This window comes from Micromonospora sp. NPDC048843 (assembly GCF_040649965.1).
GTDB lineage: Bacteria > Actinomycetota > Actinomycetes > Mycobacteriales > Micromonosporaceae > Micromonospora > Micromonospora hortensis.
This window is the reverse complement of the sequence record NZ_JBEZGJ010000091.1, coordinates 1-17,502: the sequence shown is the minus strand read 5'-3', so window position 1 is coordinate 17,502 and position 17,502 is coordinate 1. Positions and strand designations below refer to the sequence as shown.

General features: G+C 71.2%; 19 protein-coding genes and 1 tRNA gene. 12 read left to right on the top strand and 8 right to left on the bottom strand.

The genetic code is table 11. The features are described from left to right. Positions 1–13: 13 nt before the first annotated feature. Positions 14–1,681, bottom strand: a complete 1,668-nt coding sequence (locus AB0C20_RS21180) for a copper resistance protein CopC (protein ID WP_357184708.1) — start codon at positions 1,679–1,681, stop codon at positions 14–16. Positions 1,682–1,853: 172 nt separating this feature from the next. Between AB0C20_RS21180 and AB0C20_RS21175 the strand changes: the two genes are divergently transcribed. From AB0C20_RS21175 to AB0C20_RS21160, 4 genes are read left to right on the top strand one after another with little or no spacing between them, the layout of a single operon-like run. After that, positions 1,854–2,444 (top strand): sigma-70 family RNA polymerase sigma factor, encoded by a 591-nt coding sequence (locus AB0C20_RS21175; RefSeq protein ID WP_357184517.1) that lies wholly within the window; start codon positions 1,854–1,856, stop codon positions 2,442–2,444. Between the two features lie 32 nt (positions 2,445–2,476). Then, a complete protein-coding gene (locus tag AB0C20_RS21170) occupies positions 2,477–3,001 on the top strand; it encodes a MauE/DoxX family redox-associated membrane protein (protein ID WP_357184514.1) in 525 nt (174 codons plus the stop codon). Next, complete coding sequence (locus AB0C20_RS21165) at positions 2,994–3,710, top strand: thioredoxin domain-containing protein (protein ID WP_357184511.1); 717 nt, start codon at positions 2,994–2,996, stop codon at positions 3,708–3,710. Before AB0C20_RS21170 ends, AB0C20_RS21165 begins: the two co-directional genes overlap by 8 nt. Continuing rightward, positions 3,707–4,819: a hypothetical protein gene (locus AB0C20_RS21160; RefSeq protein WP_357184508.1), complete on the top strand. Its 1,113-nt coding sequence runs from the start codon at positions 3,707–3,709 to the stop codon at positions 4,817–4,819. Before AB0C20_RS21165 ends, AB0C20_RS21160 begins: the two co-directional genes overlap by 4 nt. Here the strand turns inward: AB0C20_RS21160 and AB0C20_RS21155 are convergent. Genes AB0C20_RS21155 through AB0C20_RS21140 form a run of 4 tightly spaced genes read right to left on the bottom strand, consistent with a single transcriptional unit; the run spans position 4,803 to position 7,481 of the window. Next, positions 4,803–5,561, bottom strand: coding sequence for an ABC transporter ATP-binding protein (locus AB0C20_RS21155; RefSeq protein WP_357184506.1), 759 nt, complete (start codon positions 5,559–5,561; stop codon positions 4,803–4,805). The two genes, AB0C20_RS21160 and AB0C20_RS21155, sit on opposite strands and share 17 nt — an antisense overlap. Then, a complete protein-coding gene (gene cbiQ / locus AB0C20_RS21150) occupies positions 5,558–6,328 on the bottom strand; it encodes a cobalt ECF transporter T component CbiQ (protein ID WP_357568573.1) in 771 nt (256 codons plus the stop codon). The genes AB0C20_RS21155 and cbiQ overlap by 4 nt, the downstream gene beginning before the upstream one ends. Before the next feature lie 14 nt (positions 6,329–6,342). Continuing rightward, the gene (locus AB0C20_RS21145) at positions 6,343–6,768 is read right to left on the bottom strand and encodes a PDGLE domain-containing protein (RefSeq protein WP_357184500.1); all 426 of its coding nucleotides are present in this window, start codon (positions 6,766–6,768) and stop codon (positions 6,343–6,345) included. Continuing rightward, positions 6,765–7,481 carry an energy-coupling factor ABC transporter permease gene (locus AB0C20_RS21140; protein ID WP_112582195.1) on the bottom strand — a complete coding sequence of 239 codons (717 nt, stop codon included), beginning with the start codon at positions 7,479–7,481 and terminating at the stop codon, positions 6,765–6,767. The genes AB0C20_RS21145 and AB0C20_RS21140 overlap by 4 nt, the downstream gene beginning before the upstream one ends. A 172-nt stretch (positions 7,482–7,653) precedes the next feature. On the opposite strand from AB0C20_RS21140, the gene bcp reads away from it, so the two are divergent. The 4 genes from bcp to AB0C20_RS21120 all read left to right on the top strand — a co-directional run bounded on the left by bcp (position 7,654) and on the right by AB0C20_RS21120 (position 9,458). Further along, positions 7,654–8,130 (top strand): thioredoxin-dependent thiol peroxidase, encoded by a 477-nt coding sequence (bcp, locus tag AB0C20_RS21135; protein WP_357184495.1) that lies wholly within the window; start codon positions 7,654–7,656, stop codon positions 8,128–8,130. 29 nt (positions 8,131–8,159) lie between these two features. Next, positions 8,160–8,756, top strand: a complete 597-nt coding sequence (locus tag AB0C20_RS21130; RefSeq protein WP_238684404.1) for an HNH endonuclease — start codon at positions 8,160–8,162, stop codon at positions 8,754–8,756. Next, positions 8,747–8,820, top strand: a tRNA-Leu gene (locus AB0C20_RS21125). Before AB0C20_RS21130 ends, AB0C20_RS21125 begins: the two co-directional genes overlap by 10 nt. Before the next feature lie 110 nt (positions 8,821–8,930). Then, the gene (locus tag AB0C20_RS21120) at positions 8,931–9,458 is read left to right on the top strand and encodes a GNAT family N-acetyltransferase (RefSeq protein ID WP_357184491.1); all 528 of its coding nucleotides are present in this window, start codon (positions 8,931–8,933) and stop codon (positions 9,456–9,458) included. A gap of 4 nt (positions 9,459–9,462) precedes the next feature. On the opposite strand, the gene AB0C20_RS21115 is transcribed toward AB0C20_RS21120, so the two are convergent. From AB0C20_RS21115 to AB0C20_RS21105, 3 genes are all read right to left on the bottom strand, one after another. Beyond that, entirely contained in the window at positions 9,463–10,449 is a 987-nt protein-coding gene (locus AB0C20_RS21115; RefSeq protein ID WP_357184488.1) for an expansin EXLX1 family cellulose-binding protein, read from the bottom strand. A 111-nt stretch (positions 10,450–10,560) separates the two neighbouring features. After that, entirely contained in the window at positions 10,561–11,379 is an 819-nt protein-coding gene (locus AB0C20_RS21110) for an MOSC N-terminal beta barrel domain-containing protein (RefSeq protein WP_357568572.1), read from the bottom strand. A 4-nt stretch (positions 11,380–11,383) separates the two neighbouring features. Continuing rightward, positions 11,384–12,217 (bottom strand): class I SAM-dependent methyltransferase, encoded by an 834-nt coding sequence (locus AB0C20_RS21105; protein ID WP_357184482.1) that lies wholly within the window; start codon positions 12,215–12,217, stop codon positions 11,384–11,386. Between the two features lie 460 nt (positions 12,218–12,677). Between AB0C20_RS21105 and AB0C20_RS21100 the strand changes: the two genes are divergently transcribed. The 4 genes from AB0C20_RS21100 (at position 12,678) to AB0C20_RS21085 (ending at position 17,391) form a co-directional block, all read left to right on the top strand. Continuing rightward, positions 12,678–13,529 carry an LCP family protein gene (locus AB0C20_RS21100; protein ID WP_357184479.1) on the top strand — a complete coding sequence of 284 codons (852 nt, stop codon included), beginning with the start codon at positions 12,678–12,680 and terminating at the stop codon, positions 13,527–13,529. Between the two features lie 87 nt (positions 13,530–13,616). Continuing rightward, positions 13,617–15,266 (top strand): sugar transferase, encoded by a 1,650-nt coding sequence (locus AB0C20_RS21095; RefSeq protein ID WP_357184476.1) that lies wholly within the window; start codon positions 13,617–13,619, stop codon positions 15,264–15,266. Between the two features lie 92 nt (positions 15,267–15,358). Then, positions 15,359–16,324 (top strand): glycosyltransferase family A protein, encoded by a 966-nt coding sequence (locus tag AB0C20_RS21090; RefSeq protein WP_357184473.1) that lies wholly within the window; start codon positions 15,359–15,361, stop codon positions 16,322–16,324. After that, positions 16,324–17,391 (top strand): glycosyltransferase, encoded by a 1,068-nt coding sequence (locus AB0C20_RS21085; RefSeq protein ID WP_357568571.1) that lies wholly within the window; start codon positions 16,324–16,326, stop codon positions 17,389–17,391. Before AB0C20_RS21090 ends, AB0C20_RS21085 begins: the two co-directional genes overlap by 1 nt. Positions 17,392–17,502: the final 111 nt, after the last annotated feature.

Below are 17,502 nucleotides of genomic sequence, written 5' to 3'. Positions count from 1 at the left end.
TTCGCGAGCCTTTCTAACGGATGGGCACGGTGGCGGTCACCGTGGCCTGGTCGATGTCGGTCGTTCGGGCGGTGATCTTCAATTGCCACTCGCCGGGGGTCGGCAGGCTGATGTCGCCGTAGGCGTGACTGTCAGTCAACCGCAGCAACGGCACCTCGATCGGCTCGATCCCGGCCGAGGGCAGCGCGACTGTCGCCTTCCACTCCGCGACCAGCAGTGGCTGGTTGGCCTTGTCGTACGCGTACAGGTGCACCGAGTTGTTGCCCCGCTCGGCCGGGCTCACCTCGACCTCGACGGTCAGCAGCGGGCTGGCGAGCCTGGTGCTGAAGAGGCCGGCCTCGGCCCCGGCCGACGGGCCGGCCGCAGCGGTGCGCGCGGGCGTGGTCTGCACGAGCGTGGCGGACACGGCCAGCACCACAACGGTGACGGCCAACTCCACCAGGACCGCCCGGCGCACCGGCACCGGGCGTTGCGCCGCGACGCGGCTACGCACCAACTGCCGGGAGTACGCGGCCACGGCGATGACCAGCGCGAACAACCCGATCTTGGCGAGCAGCAAGCGCCCGTACGTGGTGTCGAAGAGCGCCTGCGGGGTGGCCACCTCGATCAGCGCCTGGACGGTGCCGGCCAACAGCAGCGCCGAGACGGCAAGCGCCGCCCAGCGCGACCAGATCGGCAGGATCGCGCCCAACTCGCGCTCGTCGGCCTGGCGCAGCAGGAAGACGGCGAGCATGACCAGACCGCCCAGCCAGACCGCCATGCTGCCCAGGTGGACCGCGTCGACCACCACGGAGACCGCCGGGGCCGGGGACGCCGCCGGGTGCCCGGCCAGCGGCCAGGTCAGCAGGGCGGCGCCACCGAGCACGGCCAGGATGATCGCGTCCGCGCGGCCGGCGGGCCGGGCCAGCAGCGGACGGAGCAGGAAGACGGACGCCGCCAGCAGGCCGAGTCGGACCAGGTGGGCAGCGCCGAAGGAGCTGCCGAACACACTGCCGAACCCCTCGCCGGTAACGTCGAAGAGGCCACCACCGGCCGTGTAGGGCACCTGCAACCACAGGTCGGCGAGGGTGGCGACGGCCACCAGACCGAGGCCGGTCCAGGCCAGCCGGGTCGGCCCCCGCCGGGAGAGCCGTCGTGGCCAGAGCGCGGCGAGCACCAGCGCCGGCCCCACCAGCAGCACCAGGCCGGCGTAGCCGAGGAAGCGGGCCACCTTCACCGCCGTCTCCACCACCGGGTTGGCGCGGCTGTCAGTGCCGGAGTCGACTGGTGGGGTCGAGGGTGCGCCGACCGAGTAGGTGTACGCCCCGGAGACCGGGTGACTGTCGGCGGAGATCACCCGGAAGCTCACCAGGTAGGTGCCGCGGGCGCCGGCCGGGTCCACCGGGATGGTCACCACACCGCCGCTGAACGACGGTTCACCCCGGTCGGCCCGGGAGCCGTCCGGCGCGATGACCCGGATCTTGCCGGGCACCTTGCGGACCGACTCGCTGAACGTGAGGACCACCTCGGACGGCCCGCTCGGCACGATGGAGGCGGCGGCCGGGCTGCTGCTCTCCAGCACCGCGTGGGCGCTCGCGGAGGTGGCTGGCGCGATCAACAAGGCGACGACGGTGACCAGGAGGCCGGCGGCTGCAGCCAGCCTGGCGGCCCAGCGGCGGGGGGCGACTGTCATGCCGGCCATGGTCGCCGATGGGTGTCCCATTCGGCGACCCGAGGGGGGTGGTCGCTTCTGTGGTCGCACGTCATGAAGTGGTAGTCGGCCCGGGTCGGGTAAAAGTTCCCGACGTGTCGCAGACCATCCAAGGGCCGAACGACGCTGACGCGCCGCCGACTGCCGCGTAGCCTGGTGTGTCGTGATCCCTGTCCCGCGTGACTCCGGTGCCGCCGGTCCGGCAGAGCCGGACGACGAGGTCGCCCGGGACCCGGCAACCGAGTGGGCGCTGACCGCCCGCGACGGTGACCCCACCGCCCAGGCGGCGTTCGTCCGGCTGACCCAGGCCGAGGTCTGGCGGTTCGCCGCCTCCCTGGTCGACCCGGACAGCGCCGACGATCTGACCCAGGAAACCTACCTGCGGGCGTTCCGGGCACTCCCCGCCTTCGAGGGTCGCTCCAGCGTCCGCACCTGGCTGCTCGGCATCGCCCGCCGGGCCTGCGCCGACCACCTGCGCACTGTCATCAGGCGTCGGCGACTCGACGAGCGCCTGGCGGCGAACGCGTACACCGACCGGCCGCACCCGGACCCGGCCGGCCAGTTCGGCGCCGCCGACCTCGTTCGTCGCCTCGGCCCCGAGCGGCGCTCCGCGTTCGTGCTCACCCAACTGCTGGGCCTGTCGTACGCCGAGGCCGCCGCCGTCGAAGGGGTGCCGGTGGGCACCATCCGGTCCCGGGTCGCCCGAGCACGAGACGACCTGGTCGAGGCGGTCGGCGACGCCCTGACCGGCTGAACGCGGAACTTCCGGCGCGGACGGGACGACAAATGAGCGTGACAGCACCTTCCACCCGCGGCGGCCGTTGGCCAGTGGTCCGCCCGTGGCTCGGCATCGCGGCCCGACTCGGCCTCGCCGCCGTGTGGCTGGTCGCCGGCGCGTCGAAGGTCAGCGATCTCGCCGCCTCCGGGCGGGCGGTCAACGCGTACCAGGTGATGCCGTACGACGTGGCGACAGTGATCGGCGCGGCCCTGCCCTTCGTCGAACTGGCGTTGGGCGTGCTGCTGCTGCTCGGGCTGGCCACCCGGCTCGTCGCCGGGGTGTCCGCCGCGCTGCTGGTGATCTTCATCGCGGGGATCGCCTCGGCCTGGGCGCGTGGGCTGGCCATCGACTGCGGCTGCTTCGGCAGCGGCGGGCAGTTGGCCGCGGGGCAGGCACCCAGTTACCTCCCGGAGATCCTCCGGGACCTGGGATTCTTGGTTCTGGCCGGATTTCTACTGATCTGGCCACGTACGCCGGTATCGGTGGACGGGTGGTTGTCCGGCGAACCCGTTGTGGAGGACGAGGATGAGTAGTCGCAAGGGGCAGCGGGACGCCGCCCGGGTGGTCCGCGAGCAGTTGGCCCGCGAGCGGCGCCGCCGCCGCACGATCTGGGTCTCCGTCGCAGCGGTCCTCGTCCTGGTCATCGCCGGCGGCATCGGGTGGGCAGTCTGGTCCAGCCAGCGCTCCGACAGCTTCACCACGCCACCCGGCGCCAACGCGGCCGGCACCGGCATCGTCACCGGCGGCGGGCCGGTCACCGTCGACGTCTACGAGGACTTCCTCTGCCCGGCCTGCAAGCAGTTCGAGCAGACCAGCGGGTCGACGCTCGAACAGTTGGTGGCCGAGAACAAGGCGACTGTGGTCTACCACCCGGTCGCGTACCTCAACCGTTTCTCCACCACCGAGTACTCCACCCGTTCCTCGGCCGCCTCCGGCTGCGCGGCGGCGGGCGGCAAGTACCACGAGTACGCGAAGGCGCTCTTCGCCCAGCAGCCGCCGGAGGGCAGCGCCGGGCTCACCGACGACAAGCTCATCGACATCGGCACCAGCGTGGGCCTCGACCGCGGCTCCTTTGGCAGTTGCGTGAAGGACGAGACGTACCGGACCTGGACCGAACACGTCACCGACGACGCCAGCCGGAGCAACGTCACCGGCACGCCGACCGTCAAGGTCAACGGTCAACCCGTCGAGAACCCCACCCCGGACGCTCTCACCGCAGCCGTGGCGGCGGCCGGCAAGTGATCCGTACCCTGCTGGGCCGCGCCGGCCTGGTCGCCGCCGCAGCCGGCCTGGTGACAGTGATCAGCGCGGCGCCCGCCGCCGCGCACGGCGCTGACGCACCGGACGGCACCGACTACCGCACCCGGACCACAGGGGTCGCACCGGCGCGGCCAGGGCTCGAGGTACGCGTCATCGAGGCGGGCGCCCGACTGGAGCTGACCAACCGCACCGGCCGCGCCATCGAGGTCATCGGCTACTCCGGTGAGCCGTACCTGCGCGTCGGCCCGGACGGGGTCTTCGAGAACAGCCACTCCCCCGCCACGTACCTGAACCGCACCATCGCCGGGGACACCGCGCTCCCGGCCGAGGCGGACCCGGCGGCCGCACCCTCCTGGCAACGGATCGACGACGGCACCACCGCGCGCTGGCACGACCAACGCGCGCTGTGGCAGGAGTCGGCACCGCCGGCAGCGGTACGCGCCGCACCGGACCGCGAGCACCGGGTCCGGGACTGGACCATTCCACTGCGCGACGGCACCGACCCGGTGGTGATCGGCGGCACGCTGGACTGGGTGCCGCCGCCGGACGCGTACACCTGGTGGGCCGTGACCATCGTGGGGCTGCTCGCGGTGGGCGCGCTCGGCCTGTTCGCCGCCACCGCACCGGCCGGCGCCCGCGCGCTGTCCGCGCTCGGCGTGTTGCTGATCGTCGGCGGCGTGCTGGCCGTCGGGTACCCGGTGGGACGGGAGTTGGACGCGGGCGCCCAGGGCGTGGGCGGGGTGCTGGTCGGGCTGCTCTCCGGGCAGATCTGGTCCCTGCTCACCGGCCTCGGCGCGATCGCCGCCGGTTGGTACGCGCTGAGCCGCCGCCCGGCCGCCGACTTCGTGGTAGCCCTGGCCGGGGCCTGCCTGGCGCTCTTCGCCGGAGCGTCGAACGCCGCCGTGTTCGCCCGCGCCATCGCGCCGGTGCCCTGGTCACCCGCTGCCGCCCGGGTGATGGTGGCGCTCTTCCTGATCACCGGCGCCGGTGCGACAGCCGCCGGCATCCTGCGCCTACACGCCACCTCCCGCACCACAGCGGCGGCACCTCGGGTCGAGGCCGCCGAGAGTGGGTCTACGGCTGCGGGGTGAACCCGTAGGGCAGTTCCAGGCGGTGTCTTGCCAGCAGGGGGGCGTCGTTGAGCAGACTGCGGGTGGGGGCGTCGGCGACGATCCGGCCGTTGTCCAGGATCACCGAGCGCTCGCACAGCTCCGCCGCGTACGGCAGGTCGTGCGTGACCATCAGCAGGGTCACCGGAAGGCCGCGCAGGATCTCGGCGAGCTCTCGACGGGCCGCCGGGTCCAGATTCGACGACGGCTCGTCGAGCACCAGGATCTCCGGGTGCATGGCGAGCACCGTGGCCACCGCCACCCGGCGGCGCTGCCCGAACGACAGGTGCTGCGGGGCCCGGTCCCGATGCTCACTCATCCCCACCGCGGCGAGCGCCTCGTCCACCCGGGCGGCCAGCTCGGCCCCACGCAGACCCAGGTTCGCCGGCCCGAACGCCACGTCCTCCGCCACAGTCGGCAGGAACAGCTGATCGTCCGGGTCCTGGAAGACGATGCCCACCCGGCGGCGCACCTCGGCCAGGATGGCCCGATCCGGGGTGACAGTCAGCCCGCCGACGCTCACGCTGCCCTCGGTCGGGGTGAGGATGCCGTTGAGGTGCAGCACCAGCGTGGTCTTGCCGGCGCCGTTGGGCCCGAGCAGCGCCACCCGGTCGCCCCGCGGCACGTTCAGGTCGACCCCCTGAAGGGCGACGTGCCCGTCCGGGTACGCGTAACGAACGCCCCGAACGTCCAGCGAGACAGCGGTCTGCACGACACCGATCATGACAGCACGACGGCGGTCGCGGCGATGGAGGCCGCCAACACCGGCACGGTCGCCGCGACCAGCCACTGGCCGGCGCTCGCCGCACCCTCGCCCTGCCACACGGCGGGCATCCGCCCGGTGTAGCCCCGGGACAGCATCGCCAGATAAACCCTCTCGCCTCGCTCGAAGGCGCGCAGGAACAACGCCCCGATCCCGGCGGCGAAGCCGCGCAACTGCCACAGGAAACGCGGGTCGTCGCCTCGGGAGATCCGGGCCACCCGCATCCGCCGCGCCTCGCCGACCAGCACGTCGAGGTAGCGCAGCATGAACGTGGCGATCTGGGTGAGCACCTGCGGGCAGCGCAACCGGTCCAGCCCCACGATCAGGTCCCTGGTGGTGGTGGTCGCGGCGAGCAGCAGCGAGGCGAGCACCCCCAGGGTGCCCTTGGCCAGGATGTTCCACGCGCCATGCAACCCGTCCTCGGACAGCCGCAGGCCCAGCACCTCGACCCGCTCACCGCTGCCGAGGAACGGCAGGGCGACGGCGAACAACACGAACGGCAGCTCGATCAACGCTCGGCTGAGCAGCCACCGTGGGCCCACCCGGGCCAGCGCCGCCACCGCCGCCACCAGCACGGCGTACGCGCCGAAGGCCCAGAACGCCTCGCGTGGGGTGGCCACCACGGCGAGGGTGAAGACCACCATCGCCACGATCTTGACCTCGGGCGGGAGCCGGTGCACCGGCGAGTCCGACTCGCGGTACAGCACGTGCCCGTGACCGGCCCCCATCCGCGTACCCCTGCTCAGCTGGCGGCGTCGGCGCGACGCCGGACATCGCCGGACGTCGCGGGATCGCCCTCGGCGGGCGTCGCCGCGTCAGCGTCGGTCGGCGTGCCGCCTCGACGGCGCAGCAGCCAGAACCCGCCGGCCCCGATCGCGAAGGTGACCAGCACCCCGAGCACCCCGGAGAGGCCGGTGGAGACGAAGCTGTTCCGCACGCCCCGTACGCCGTAGTCGGCGAGCGGGCTGTCGGCCAACTCGTGGTCGCGGGCCTGCTGGGCCGGGCAGCTACCCCCGACGATGTTGTCGTCAGCGTCGACGGTGCAGCCCTTGAGCAGGGACGAGTCCAGCCCGTCCGGGTGGGAGGAGGCGTAGTTGCTCACCACGCCGGCGAGCAGCAGGGCGACCAGCAGGCCGCCGGCCAGGAAAGCCCAGGAACGGTTCTTCATCGGACACCTCCGGCGACCGGAACGGCGGGGGCGGCGGGCGCGCGCAGGGAACGCAGCGCGTACACCAGGTCGGGGCGCACCTTCGCGACGGTGAGCACCGTGGTCGCGGTGATCAGGCCCTCGCCGATGCCGATCAGCAGGTGGACGCCGGCCATCGTGCCGGCCAGGCCACCCAGGTTGTTGCCCAGGTCGGTGGTGCCACCCAGCCAGTACTCCAGGACGAAACCCTGCGACGCCACCACCACGCTGAGCGTCGCGGCGACGAACGCGGTCACGGCCAGACCGGCCCGCGTGCGGGGCAGCACCCGCAGCAGCAGCGCGATCAGCGCGTACGCCGCGGCGGTGCCGAGCAACGCCATGTTCGTGATGTTGAGGCCGAGCATCGCCACGCCACCGTCGCCGAAGATCAGCGCCTGTACGACAAGCACCACTGCCACGCAGAGCGCGCCGACCCACGGGCCGACCAGCATGGCGGCGAGCGCGCCACCGAGCAGGTGACCACTGACACCGGCCGTGAAGATCGGGAAGTTGAGCATCTGGACGGCGAAGATGAACGCCGCCACCAGGCCGGCCATCGGGGCCAGCCGGTCGTCCAGGTCACGCCGGCCGCGCAGAACGCAGGCGGTGAGCGCGGCAAGAGCGAGCGCAGCGAAGATCGCTGCCACGGGACCGTCGATGATCCCGTTCGAGATGTGCATCGCCAGTGTCTCCACGCGACCTCCCACGCGTCAGCGGGCCCGACCGGGCCGGCGTGGGTCAGCCTATTTCCCAACCATCGTTGTTGCCAGACTCTGGCAACAACGCATGGGCTTGATCACTCCAGGCCAGGCCCCGCCAGCCCATCGGTGCTCGGCCGGTCGGCGGCTCGGCGGTAGGGTCGGGGCCATGACCTCGCCCGACCGCCTCTCCCCCGGTGACCCCGCGCCCGAGTTCACCCTCGCCACCGACACCGGCGACCAGCTCACCCTCGCCGACCTGCGAGGTCGCAAGGTCGTCCTGTACGCCTACCCGGCCGCGATGACCCCCGGCTGCACCAAGCAGGCCTGCGACTTCCGCGACTCACTCGCCTCACTCCAGGCCGCCGGCTACGAGGTCATCGGCATCTCTCCGGACAAGCCGGAGAAGCTGGCGAAGTTCCGCGAGCGCGACGCCATCACCTTCCCGCTGGTGTCGGACCCGGACAAGTCGGTGCTGACCGCCTACGGCGCGTACGGCGAGAAGCAGCTCTACGGCAAGACCGTCACCGGCGTGATCCGCTCGACGTTCGTGATCGACGCCGACGGCAAGGTCGAGCGGGCGCTCTACAACGTCAAGGCCACCGGGCACGTCGCCAAGCTCCGCCGCGACCTCGGCCTGGACTGACTGTCACACCGGACCGCTACGGTCCGTCAGTGGTTCGATACAAGTACACGCCCGAAGCGCTGGCCGCCGCCGCCGCCGCCGCCCGCAACATCACCGAGGTGATGCGGTTGCTCGGCGTACGCGTCAGCGGTGGCTCGCACGCGCACATCAGCCGGCAGCTCAAGCGGTTCGGCATCGACACGTCGCACTTCACTGGTCAGGCACACAATCGAGGCGTGCGATGGCGGCGCATGTCCCCCACAGAGTTGCTGGTAGTGCTGCCGGCCGGTTCCCGCCGAATCCCAGGGATTCGCCTCAAACGCGCCTTGGCGACAATCGGTCTCCCCGAGACGTGCGAGGTGTGCGGCATCGGGTCAACGTGGCAAGGTGCCAGATTGACGCTGCACGTGGACCACATCAATGGCGATTTTCTCGACAACCGGCCACGAAATCTTCGTCTGCTCTGCCCCAATTGCCACAGCCAGACCTCTACATACGCTGGTCAGCGACGGCCTGCACTCGTGGAGCCCGAGGTGGTCTACGATCCTGATGCGGTTACTCCGACCGGCTTCCCGATAGGCAGGCGACTGCCGCGTCGGCTGGAGTGGCCGTGGACGCTGGTGGAGTACAGCTTCAAGGGGCCGTAGCCCAACGGCAGGAGGCATGCGGTTTAGGTCCGCACCAGTGCGGGTTCGAATCCCGTCGGCCCCACATCACCTTTGAGTCGCGACGGATCCTGGCTCGGTCGGAGCCAGGATCGGCTTGTCGGGCGTGTCACTGTCGCGGGTCGTGGGCCTGGTCGTTGGGTCAGGATGGCGAGCGTGAGTCTGCGCTTCGTCCTCGACCCTGACCTGACCCCGCAGCTGCGTGCCGAGATCGTCGACCTCTGGGTGGACGTCAGCAACGCCGGCGGGGCGGTCGGCTTCGTGCCACCGGTCACCGCCACCGACGTGCACGTCACCGCCGATCCGACCTTCGCCGGCATCGCCGACGGACCGGACCGGCTGCTGGTCGGCTACTCCGGGGACCGACTGGCGGCAATGCTGATCTTCAGTGACAACCGTTTTCCGCTCACTGCGCACTGGTGTGTGCTGAAGCGGGTGATGGTCCACCCGGACACCCAGGGTGCCGGCTACGGCTCGGCGCTGATGATGGAGGCCACCCGGCTGGGCAGGGTGTTGGGCCATGAGGCGCTGCACGTCACGGTGCGCGACGGCCTGGGGTTGGACAAGTTCTACGGTCGCCTCGGGTACCGGGAGGTCGGCCGGCTGCCGGGCGCCTTGCGGGTGGCCCCCGATGACAATCGGGACGAGATTCTGATGTGGCTCGATCTGGCGATGGCCGACTGAGTGGTCAGCCCTCGCACCACCGGGCGTTGGCCCGGGCCGAGCCGGTGGTCGGCGCGTCGGTGGCCGGGGCGCTCGTCCTCGCCACCTCGACCGAGCGACGGGTCGGCGTCGGCGTGGCGGCGGGGCGGCTGCTCGGCGGTCGGGGCGAGGCGGACGGACGACGTGTGGTGGCCCCGGCACCGGGTGCGTACATCCGGACCGTGCTGTTCTGCACCTGGCCGGGCGCCATCCGGATGCCGCCGACGGTGACCCGGTTGCCGTACACGTCGGTGACCCGGACGTTGAACGGGCCCGGCCCGGCGCCGGAGGCGATCAGCCAGTAGTTGTAGTCCTGCCGGGCGGCCGACTGCCAGGGGTCGCTGTCACGCTGCCGGACCTCGACGGACCGCAGCGGGTTGCCGTGGTTGCCGACGCGGACGGCGAACCACCACTGTGACGCGCCCTCCTTGATCCGGAAGGTGAGTGGTCCGGGCAGCGGCGGGTTGACCACCGCGCGGTAGGTCACCGGAACGAGGCCCTGGACGGGGTCGGCGATCCGGGCGAACGCCTCGCGGGACAGGTCGAGGTGGCCGGGCTCGCACTCCGGGCACTGGTCCATGATGAGCACCCGGACGGTGCCCTTGGGGCCGACGACGTCGAGGAATCCGCCGCAGGCGGCACCGGCGGAGTATTCCGTCGGACCGAGCGCGACGTAGAGCCGGTTGGCCGGGGCAGCCGGGTTCGAGCAGTTGCCGCCGGTGCCCTTGGAGTCGTAGAAGGTGGCCTTGCCGGTCTTCGTGGCGGTGCCGGTGGGCGGCGCGGCCAGTGTCCGACCGGCGGCGCAGGCCGGGGTGGAGCCGGAGCGCAGGGTGAGGGTGAGCCCGAGCGTCGCCGCGACGACCGTGACGCCGGTGGCGACCAGCCAGGGCTTCACACCGGACGACGGCGCGGGCCGGCCCTCTGGAGGATGGTCCAGGTCGATGTTGATGTCGACAGCGCTTCCGTCCGTCACGACGGCGATGCTGCCGGACCCGGTCGGGTACCGACAAGCGGGCTAAGCCAAAGCTAAGACAGCATCGACGGACGGTGACCGTGGGGTGCAGATTACTGGTCGGCGGGCCGGTCAGGGCGCGACGGCGATCGGGGCGTCCACCGCCAGCGGCCCGCTGTCGAGTGGCACCAGGTTCAGTCCGAAGAGGAGTTTCTGCTTGACGTTGCGGTGCCGCCCGAGGGTGCGCAGCGGCTCCTTGGTGCGTACCCCGGTCGCCTGATCGGTGGTGGTCACCACGCAGCGGTCGCACGGCCCGGCGGCCTGGAACATCCGATCGCCGATGCGCAGCCGCCGACCCACCCAGTCGTCCTCGGCCCAGGCCGGCGCACCGTCGACGACCAGGTTGGGCCGGAACCGGGTCATCGGCACCGGTTCCTCCCCCGCCTCGGCCAGCCAGTCGTTGAGGGCGTCGAGGGAGGTGGCGTTCGCCAGCAGCACCGGGTAGGCGTCGGCGAAACTGACCTGGTCACCGGTGTCGTGTTCGCGGGTCCCGGCGGCCAGGTGGCGGGTCGGCTGGGCCAGCCAGACCAGTCGGACCGGTCGGCCGAGCAGGGCACCCAGCCAGTTGTCGGCCGCTTGGCCGGCCGGCAGCGCGGGGACCGGAAAGGTACGGCTGCGGAAGGTACGGACCGCGACCGGTTCGCCGCCGGCCGGCTCGGGCACGTCGAGGTCGGGTTGCCCGTCGGCGCGCAGCGTCAGACCCCCGGGGCGCACGGCGGCACGCAGGTCGACGAGCCGGGTCGTGTCCCGCTGGGTGACGCCGACCCCGTCGGCGTCCACGACCATCCAGCGCCGGTCACCGGCCAGGCCCCACTGGTGCACGAACGCGCCGTCGTGGTCGAGCCGGTGACAACCCTTGATGGGGTACGTGTGAATCGAGGTCAGCCGCACCCGGCTACCATGCCACGCCGATCCCGTCGCCCGGGTACCAGTGGTCGGCCGGGCTCTCCCGGTAGGCGAGGAACCGGCGGCCGGTCCGTTCGGCGTGCTCGGCGAGCACGTTGGTGCTGGTGACGTTGTCGGTGAGCAGGATCGCGCCGGGGGCGAGCTTGGGCTCCACGGCGTCGAACTCACGCTTCTCGTGGGCGCGGCTGTGGTCGCTGTCGTGCAGGAACAGGTCGACCGGGCGGTCCAGCGCGCCGATCGAGGCGATCGAGTCGCCGATGACCAGGTCGACGACCTCCGACCACGGTGCGACCCGGGCGAGGTAGCCGGCTTCGGGGTTGATGTCCAGGGAGGTGACCCGGCCCGGGTGCCCCTCCTGCGCGTTGCGCAGCAGGGCGGACGCCAGGACGACGCTGCCGAGTCCCTTGTCGACACCGGTCTCGACGACGTGGGTGGGGCGGGTGGCACGGACGATGGCGTACCAGCCGATCCGCCGGGCGTAGCGGATCTCCTTGTCGGCGAGGCCGCGCCGGTCGGAGGCGGCGATCGCCGCCAGGAGGTGCTGGCGCAGGGTGTCGTCCGACTCGATCTCGCCGAGGTACGCCCGGACCTGTTTGACCGGGATGTCGCAGACCACGCTGACGAACCAGGCGAGGTGGTTGCGGCTCAACGAGGTGAGGTCGTACGTGTAGTTGTGGTGCTCGCGGGAGGTCAGCAGCCAGCGCGCCGAGCGGCGCAGCACCTTCGCGTCGTGCCGCGCGATAGTGCGGAGCCTCTTGGGAAAGGCGGCAATCGGGGCGAGTGGGGTACGCGCGACGGCCCGTCGGAGCTTGATTCGATCCACGGGTGCCGTTGTAGCAGGGTTCGGGCGGCAGCGGGAGGGTCCTCGCGAAAGCCGATGGTTACGTTGTTTCCGCCTCCCGCCGGGGCAGGAGAATAGGGCTTTGAAAGCGCTCCCGGGCCGGCGTTAACGGCAGTCCGTCCGAACGCAGGGCCTGGTTCGCCGCACCGGTCGGCAGGCATGCGATACCCGAAAGGACGAGGGTGCACGACAGGAGCATGCAATCAGTAGCATCGCCGGCATGTCTGGTGCTCAGCGGTACACCGATGCCGACACCGAATTCTTCGACCCACACGCAGTCGATCCGCAGGAGGATGTCCCGGCCGGGGGCAAGCGGCGACGTCGTGGCCCTCGCTGGCGTCGCGTCCTCGTCATCTGCCTGGTAGTCGCAGCGATCCTGGGCGGCGGCAGCATGATCGGTGGTGCCCTCTACCTCCGCTCGGTCGAGAAGGACATCGACCGGGTGGACGCCTTCGCCGACGTTCCCGAGGAGGGGCGTCCGCAGGCGGTGGCCGACGGCGCGATGAACATCCTGATCCTGGGAAGCGATTCCCGCGACCCGGAGAGCACTGGCGGCTCGCGCACGGACACCATCATCGTCGCGCACATCCCGAAGGACCGGGCCAGCGCGCAACTCGTCTCGATTCCTCGGGACACCTGGGTGAACGTGCCGAAGGCCAAGAACGGGGGGCACGGCGGCCGCGATGCGAAGATCAACGCAGCGTACGCCTGGGGTGGCATTCCGCTGATGGTGCAAACAGTCGAATCGTTCACCACGGTGCGAATCGACCACGTCATGATTGTCGACTTCGCCGGCTTCAAGGAAATCATCGACGCCTTGGACGGCGTCGACATCAACGCGGAGAAGTCGTTCACGTCGATCCACCCGCCGTTCCGCAAGTTCGAGCAGGGAATGCAGCGGATGGACGGCGAGACGGCCCTGGACTACTCCCGCCAGCGCAAACAGTTCGCCGACGGCGACTTCGCCCGCATCCGTCACCAGCAGCAGGTCATCAAGGCCATCCTCGACAAGGCCGTGTCCGGCGGCATCGTCACCAATCCCGGGCGGCTCAACTCCTTCGTCAAGGCGACCTCGAGCGCCGTGGCGGTGGACGAGAAGATGTCGCTCGTCAGTATGGCGACAGACCTGCGGAGCCTTCGCGGCCGTAACCTCACCTTCGTCACCAGCCCGACGAAGGGCACCGGCCGAGTGGGCAGCGAGAGCGTCGTCTTCGCGAACACCGAGAAGGCAAAGACCTTCTACGATGCCGTGCGCCGGGACTCCGTCGACGAGATTCTCGCCAGCGCCAAGTAACACCCGGGCCGGTGGCTGTCGCCGGCCGCCGCCTTGTCTCGAGTTACGGACCGGCCAGGTCAGCCGGCCCTCACGGGGAGGTCCACTATGTCCAATCAGCCCGCCATGTGGCATCGGCCGGTACCGGCCGATGACCGCGACGGCAGCGCCACCGACGCCCAAGGCGACGGTGAGGGGGACGACGAGGGGAGTCGCGGCGGGAGTCGCCCTCCCGCCTACCAGTTCCCCGGTTACCAGCCTGCCGGCTACCAGCCTCCCGGTTACCAGACTTCCGGCCACCAGGCCCCGGCCGTCCCGTCGCCAGCCGACCGGCGCTCGGCCCCGCAGGCACCGGCACCTGCGCCTGCGCCCGCAGAGCACGAGCCTCGCGCCGGCCTGGACACGACAGCTGTCCTGCCGTATGCCGGTTCGCGCGCCTCGACCCGGACCAGGTGGCTGCGCGCCTGGATGATGACCGCGCCGGTCGACGTCCTGGCACTGCTGACGCCGCTGGTCATCACTCAGCAGTACTGGCGCGGCACCCTGGCCATGACGGTCCTGACCGTGATCATCTTTGCCAGCGGCGGCCTCTACCGGGCACGACGGCACGTGAGCTTCCTCGACGAGGTGCCGAGCCTCTGCGGGCGTCTGCTGGCCGCCGCGTCCGCGGTCGCCATCGTCGCGGCGATGCGTCACGAATCCGCCGAGTACGTCTTCAGCTTCACCCGCGGTGTCGCCGCGTCGGCGGGGCTGGTCATCCTCGGGCGGGCTGTCACCCGCGAATTCGCCATCGTCGCCCGCAAGCGCCGGTGGGTCGAGCACAACACCATCATCGTCGGCAGTGGCCCCACCGCCGTGGAACTCGCCCGGCTGTTGCGCCGCTACCCCCAGTACGGCCTGCGCTTCGTGGGTTGTGTCGACACCCCCGACGGTCCGTCGGCGCTGCCGCTGATCGGATCCCTCGACGACCTCGACAGCCTCGTACGGCTGCGCGAGTGCGACGTGGTGATCGTCGCGGACGCGAGCTGCTCCGAGACCTCCCTCATGGAGATCCTGGCCCGGCCCCGGACGGCGGAGTGCGACCTGTGGGCTGCCACCCCCCTCTGGGGGTCCCGTTCGCACGGCGACCACATCGGCGCGGTTCCGGTCGTCAGCATCGGCGACATCACCCTCTCCGGCCCGCAGTCCGCGCTCAAGCGCGCCTCGGACATCGCGTTCGCCTTGGTGGCGCTGCTCCTGCTGAGCCCGGTGCTCCTCATCTGCGCGGTCGCCACGCTCATCGACGGCGGCCCCGGCATCTTCTTCTACCAGGAGCGCATCGGTCGGCACGGCCGACCTTTCAACATCATCAAGTTCCGGTCCATGCGCCCCGTCGACGAGCACGAGTCGCAGACCAACTGGTCCATCGCCAACGACCGGCGGGTGGGGCCGATCGGTCGGATCATGCGCAGGACCTCCCTCGACGAGCTCCCGCAGCTCTGGAACATCCTCCGCGGCGACATGAGCGTGGTCGGCCCCCGACCCGAGCGTCCCTACTTCGTCGAGAAGTTCTCGGCCGAATACCCCCAGTACGCGATGCGCCACCGCGTCCCGGTCGGGCTCACCGGCTTGGCGCAGGTCAGCGGGTTGCGCGGCGACACCCCGATCTCCGACCGGGCCCGCTTCGACAACTTCTACATCGAGAACTGGTCCCTCTGGCTCGACGTCAAGGTGGTGCTCCGTACGGTGACCGAGGTGTTCCGCGCCGGCGGCCGCTGATCCGCCCACGCACCGGCACACCGCCGGGTACGGCCAACGGCCGTACCCGGCGGCCGTGTGCCGGTCGTACCCCCAAACGCATGGAGAACGCAATGCCGAACGTATCCGTCGTGATCCCCACCACGGGCCGCCCCAGCATCGCCGACGCGGTGCTCTCCGCCCGCTCCCAGCAGGGCGCATCCGTACACATCGTGGTCGTCTGTGACACCCCGGAGGTGCCGCAGACGGTGCGGAACCTGGGACAGCACATCGACCAGGTGGTCTGCACCGGCGGCGGCCGACGCGGGTCGTACGCCCGCAACCTCGGAGTCACCCACGCGATCCCGGGCAGCCACGTCGCGTTCCTCGACGACGACGACACCTGGCTGCCTACCAAACTGGCGGCACAGGTGCCCGCGCTGGAGCGGGTCGCGGCGGCCGGGTTCCGCCCCGTCGTGTCGTCCCGGATCCTGCAACGCAAGGACGGCGCCGAGCCGCTGCCGACACCGGCTCCCGCCGAGGTGATCCCCGACGGCATGCTGCCGGAGGACTACCTGTTCCGCCGCCGTCACCTCGGCATCGGCCGGCAGTCGCTGCCCACGTCGACGCTCCTGACCACGTACGAGTTGGCGACCGAGTGCCGCTGGGACGAGACGCTCCCCCGACACCAGGACTGGGACTGGCTGGTTCGGGTCGCCCGGCTGCCCCGGGTGAAGATCGTCCAGGTGGAGGAGGCGACGGCCGTCTACACGGTGGGCAGCCCCGGGTCGATCTCGGCCGGCGCCGACTGGCGTACCTCGTGGCACTGGGCCCAGCGCTGGGAGGGAGTGTGGGCGCCGGGAACCTTCTCGGACTTCATCGCGGCCCAGACCCTCCGCTACGCTCTCCAGGCCCGAGACCGGGAGGGCGTGCGGGAGATGGTGCGGGCGATCCGCCGCAACTCACCTCCGTCCGCCCGGAACGCGGTGCTGGCGGCGCTCGGGCTGGTACCCCGGTCGACCCTGGAACGGGTCGCCATGCGCAAGTCGAAGGCCCCCAGCAGCCCCACTCGACCGCTTGAGACCGAACGGCCACACTGATGCGTCTGCACTTCGTACTGCCGCAGCTCGAACCGCTCTACGGCATGGAGCTGGCGGCGGCGCTGCTGATCCGTGGCCTCCAGGCCCAGGGCGTCGAGGTCTCGGCAACAGTCGTCTCCCGTGGGGTCCCCGCCGAACTGGCCGACCTGACCGTCGACACCCTGGGCCTCGGCTCCCGGATCACCAGGTTGATGGAGTCTGTTCCGCCGCTGCGGCGGCGCCTACAGAACCTGGCACCGGACGTCCAGATCGTGGCCAGCGGTCTGTGGGGCAGCGTGCCCGTCGGTGCCGCCCTCGCCGGGTCCGGCCGCAGCTACGTCGCCTGGGAGCACTCCCTGCTGCCGGAACGTCTGCGGATCGACCGACGGGTGCGCACGCTCGCCCGGTTCTCGCGGCTCAAGGGGCTTCGTCCACGGCTCGTCGTCGCCGTCTCCAACGGTGTCGCCCGCACGGTCCAGCAGTTGGCGCCGGGGCAGCCGGTGGTCACCATCACCAACCCGATGCCGCCTCGGCCCTTCGTCGCACCGCGCGAGGTGGTGGACCACCGGCGGATCAACCTCCTCACCACTGCCGCCTTCCGCCCGTACAAGAACCACTCCTGCGCCATCTCCGCGCTGGCCCTGCTGCCGGAGGCGTACCACCTCACACTCGCCGGCGACGGCGAGGAGCGGGATCTGCTGCACGCGAAGGCCCAGGAACTGGGTGTGCAACACCGGACCTCGTTCCTCGGACGGGTGCCGGGTGTCGCCCAACTCCTTGCCGAAGCGGACCTCCTGGTCCACCCGTCTCGTGCCGAGACCTTCGGGTTCAGCCTGGTCGAGGCCGCCGAGGCGGGCCTGCCGGTGGCGGCCCTCCCGGTACCCGCGCTGGACGAGATGATCCCGACCTTCGTGCCTGGCGCGTTGGCGGCGGACACGTCGCCGGCCGCCCTCGCGGACGCGGTGCTCCGGCTGACCGGTGCCCAGCGGCCGACACTGGCCGACTTCGAGAAGTCCTGGCATGCCCGCTGCGCGGCACTGGATCCCGCCGAGGTCGGCCGCCAGTGGGTGGAGGCGTTGAACCGGTGAGTACGCCCTCCGGTGCGGTCGGCTCCGTATCTCCCTGGTCCGGCCGCCGACCGCGATCCGGTGCCAGCCGTGCGCACGGGCCGAGTCGACCGGGAGGCCGGTGGTCATCTA